This is a genomic window from Dietzia sp. DQ11-71, assembly GCF_014144995.1.
Lineage (GTDB): Bacteria > Actinomycetota > Actinomycetes > Mycobacteriales > Mycobacteriaceae > Dietzia > Dietzia kunjamensis.
On the sequence record NZ_JAALDT010000416.1, the window covers coordinates 1 to 3977 of the forward strand.

4 protein-coding genes are annotated in these 3977 nt (G+C 69.8%); all 4 read left to right on the plus strand.

The genetic code is table 11. The features are described from left to right. The coding region (locus G6023_RS13595) for a WCX domain-containing protein (protein ID WP_472986448.1) at nucleotides 1-313 on the plus strand (313 nt) is incomplete at its 5' end. A gap of 108 nt (nucleotides 314-421) precedes the next feature. After that, nucleotides 422-850 (plus strand): Sec-independent protein translocase subunit TatA, encoded by a 429-nt coding sequence (gene tatA / locus G6023_RS13600; RefSeq protein WP_120283197.1) that lies wholly within the window; start codon nucleotides 422-424, stop codon nucleotides 848-850. Nucleotides 851-862: 12 nt separating this feature from the next. Beyond that, nucleotides 863-1924: a twin-arginine translocase subunit TatC gene (tatC, locus tag G6023_RS13605; RefSeq protein ID WP_132063311.1), complete on the plus strand. Its 1062-nt coding sequence runs from the start codon at nucleotides 863-865 to the stop codon at nucleotides 1922-1924. After that, nucleotides 1908-3977: DEAD/DEAH box helicase (locus G6023_RS13610; protein WP_182636017.1), on the plus strand; the 2070-nt coding region annotated here is incomplete at its 3' end. The genes tatC and G6023_RS13610, both read left to right, overlap by 17 nt.

Below are 3977 nucleotides of genomic sequence, written 5' to 3' on the forward strand. Positions count from 1 at the left end.
CCGCGCGCTGGGGCCCCGACCCCAGGACGACGGCGAGGGCGACGTCCGCCTGGAGTCCGCCCGTGTCCCCGCCGCCGCGGCCTGGTTCCTCGACGAGTTCCGATTCCACAGCGTGGTCCGCCGCCCGGACGGCGACCTGGACGTGGAGATCGCCTACCACGACCGGGCGTGGCTCCTGCGCTTCCTGCTCGGTCACGCGGACGTCGTGCGGGCCGCCGATCCCGAACTGTCCGCCGAGGTGGCGCGCCGCGCCGGCGAGGGGCTGGAGGCCTACTCGGCGGAGCCGGGGGAGACCTCCGTGACGGAATCGTGAATTCTCGGTAAATAACCAGGTAGCAGCCGGTTTCGGGGAGCGCTCGGGTGACGCCGCCCGGTGTCGGTGCGCTAGCATGGGCACGTTGTCAGACAAACGGAGGTTGACATGGGTGCGTTGAGCATCTGGCACTGGCTCATCGTCCTCGCGGTGGTGCTCCTGCTGTTCGGTTCGAAGAAGCTCCCGGACGCCGCCCGCGGCCTCGGACGGTCGATGCGCATCTTCAAGTCCGAGATCAAGGAGATGCAGAACGACGACAAGCCGGTCGAGGACCCCGCGCCGCAGGCTCTCACCCAGGCGCAGCCGAACGCCGCCCAGTACGCGCAGCCGCAGGCACAGCAGTCCGCCCAGCCCCAGCCCCAGCCGCAGCAGTACCAGCCGCAGGCACCCCAGCAGTACCAGCCGCAGGGGCAGCCGAATGCCCAGGGGCAGGGTTACCCGCAGGCACCCCAGCAGCCGTACCAGCCACAGGGGCAGCAGCAGTACACCGACCCCACCGCCCCGTACCACGGCGGTCAGGGTCAGCAGGGGCAGTAGGCCGACCCCTCCATGACGCAGACCGACACCGCGGACACCGGCGCCACCCGCAAGGGTGGCGCCGGTCGCCTGCTGACCAGACGCCGCCGCAGGCCCCGCAACCCGGACGGCACCATGCCGTTGATCGAGCACATCTACGAGCTCCGCAACCGCGTGCTCATCGCGATGGCGGCGATCATCGTGACGTTGGGCTTCGGATTCTGGTGGTACGGCAGCGGCTTCTTCGGCATCCCGTCGTTGGGCGGGATCCTCACCGGCCCCTACTGCGACATCCCCCCGGGGGCGCGCCTACAGCTCGGTGACGACGGCGACGAGTGTCGCCTGCTCGCCACCGGACCGTTCGAGCAGTTCATGCTCCGGCTCAAGGTGTCCGCCACCGCCGGCATCGTGTTGGCCAGCCCGGTCTGGCTGTACCAGCTGTGGGCGTTCATCACGCCCGGCCTGCACAAGAACGAGAAGCGCTACGGGGTCGTCTTCACCATCCTGGCCGCGGTGCTGTTCATCGGCGGCGCGGTGCTCGCCTACGTCGTGATCGTCCACGCGTTGGAGTTCCTGCTCTCGATCGGCGACAACGTCCAGACCACCGCGTTGTCCGGCACGCAGTACTTCACGTTCCTCATCCAGCTCATCCTCATCTTCGGCGTGAGCTTCGAGATCCCGCTCCTGATCGCGATGCTCAACGTCGCCGGGGTCGTGAGCTACGAGGTTCTCGCCAAGTCGCGCCGCGGGATCATCATGGGCATCTTCGTCTTCGCGGCCGTGGCCTCGCCCGGCCAGGACCCGTTCTCGATGCTCGCCCTCGCACTGGCGGTGACCATCCTCGTCGAGGGCGCGATCCAGTTCGCCCGCCTGCATGACAAGCGCAAGAACAAGTCCCGCGCCGACTGGCTCGAGGTCGACGACGAATCCGCCTCGCCCCTCGGCCCCGCCGACGACCTCGGCGGATCCAGCCCACTCGAGCGGCCCGCCCCTCTGACCACCCCGGCCCCGGACACCGGCACCCGAACGCCCGGCGACACCCGACCGCTCCAGGCCCCGGCCGGTGGCGGTTCACTCTATGACGACATCACCTGACCCTCCCCGGACCGATCACCTGCTCGAGGACTTCCTCACCGGGGAGGGGTTCTCGCCTGACCCCTTCCAACTGGAGGCGTTCTCCGCCCTCGACGCGGGACGCAACCTGCTCGTCTCGGCGCCCACCGGGTCCGGCAAGACCCTCGTCGGCGAATACGCGGCTCACCGGGCGCTCGCCGGGGGAGGGCGCTGCTTCTACACCACCCCGATCAAGGCGCTGAGCAACCAGAAGTTCCGGCAGTTCCGCACGCGCTTCGGCCCCGAGAACGTGGGGCTGCTCACCGGCGACCACTCGATCGACGCGGACGCGCCCATCGTGGTGATGACCACCGAGGTCCTGCGGAACATGATCTACAGCGGCTCGTCGGCGCTCCACGACCTGGACTGCGTGGTGATGGACGAGATCCACTACCTCGGGGACCGCTCGAGGGGCGTCGTGTGGGAGGAGATCATCCTCACCCTCGATCCGGTCGTCCGCCTGGTCGGGCTGTCCGCCACCCTGAGCAACACCGACGAGCTGGGCGACTGGATCACCGAGATCCGTGGCGACACCGCGGTGGTGCTGTCCGAGCACCGTCCCGTGCCGCTGGCCCACATGCTCTACACCGATGGGGACCTGATCCCCATCCGGGCCGCTGCCGACCAGCGCAGACGGTCCCGGAGCGGCTACCACGAGGAGCGGGTCACGGCCCGGCCCCGAGCGCAGTGGGCCAGACGCCAGGACGTCATCGAGAAGCTCGACGACGAGCGACTCCTGCCGGCCATCTACTTCGTGTTCTCCCGGGCGGGGTGCGACGGCGCGGTCGCTCAGATGCGTCGCGCCCGCCTCCGGCTCACCACCGGGGAGGAGGCCCGGCGTATTGCCTCACACGTGGACGCCGCCTGCGCCGAGGTCCCACAACACGACCTCGACGCCCTCGATTTCACCTCGTTCCGCGCCGGGCTGGTCAACGGGCTCGCCGCCCATCACGCCGGGATGCTCCCGCTCTTCCGCACCATCGTGGAGGAGCTGTTCTCCGCAGGGCTGATCAAGGTCGTGTTCGCGACCGAGACCCTGGCGCTGGGCATCCACATGCCGGCTCGCGCGGTGGTGCTGGAGAAGACGACCAAGTTCAACGGCGACACCCACGCGATGCTCACCTCCGCGGAGTACTCACAGATCACGGGCCGGGCCGGCAGACGGGGCATCGACACCAAGGGCACGGCAGTCGTGCTCGACCAGCCGGACCTCGACCTGGACGCCCTGTCCGCGCTCGTCGACACCCCGCGGTTCCCATTGCACAGTGCCTTCGCTCCCGACTATTCGATGGCGGTCAACCTCGTCGAGCAGCTCGGCGTCGAGGAGGCCACCATCCTGATCGGCCGGTCGTTCGCCCAGTTCCAGACCGACCGCACCCTGGTGTCCCGATCCCGCGCCATCGAGCGCCGGTCCGATGAGCGCGACCGCATGCGGGCGTCGCTCGAGGAGGCCGGGGGAGACGAGGACCTCGACGAGTACATGGGGTTGCGCGCCGAGCTCAGCCGTCTCGAACGCAAGGCCGAGAAGTCGAACCGGGACGACCGGCTGGCGTCCGTGCGCGCGGCCATGCTCAAGCAGACCGCCGGCTCCGTGATCACCGTGGGCCGCAAACGATTCGGCATGGTGGCGACCGTGCTGCAGGTCCGGACCGACATCCAGTCCGACCCCGCGCTGCTCTGTCTCACCGACACCGGGTGGACCGGCTGGTTACGCCAGAACGACTTCGCCTCGCCCCCGATCCCCGTGGGTCGGGTCGACCTGCCCAAGGGCCGCCGCAAGCTCGACGGGCGCGCCAAGCGGGCTCTGGTCCAGCGGATGGAGCACCTGCGGGGCAAGGCGAAGGGTCGGATGAAGAACGCCGGCGGTAAGCCGGTCCGCAAGGACCCGCGGATCGCCGCGGCGCGCCGGGCACTCCGGCAGCACCCGCTGCACGAGGACCCCCGGATGGACAAGCTCGCCCGCCTCCACGAGCGCTGGGCCCACGCCGACGCCGACGTGGCCGCGCTCACCGCCGAGGTCGACGCCGACGCCGAT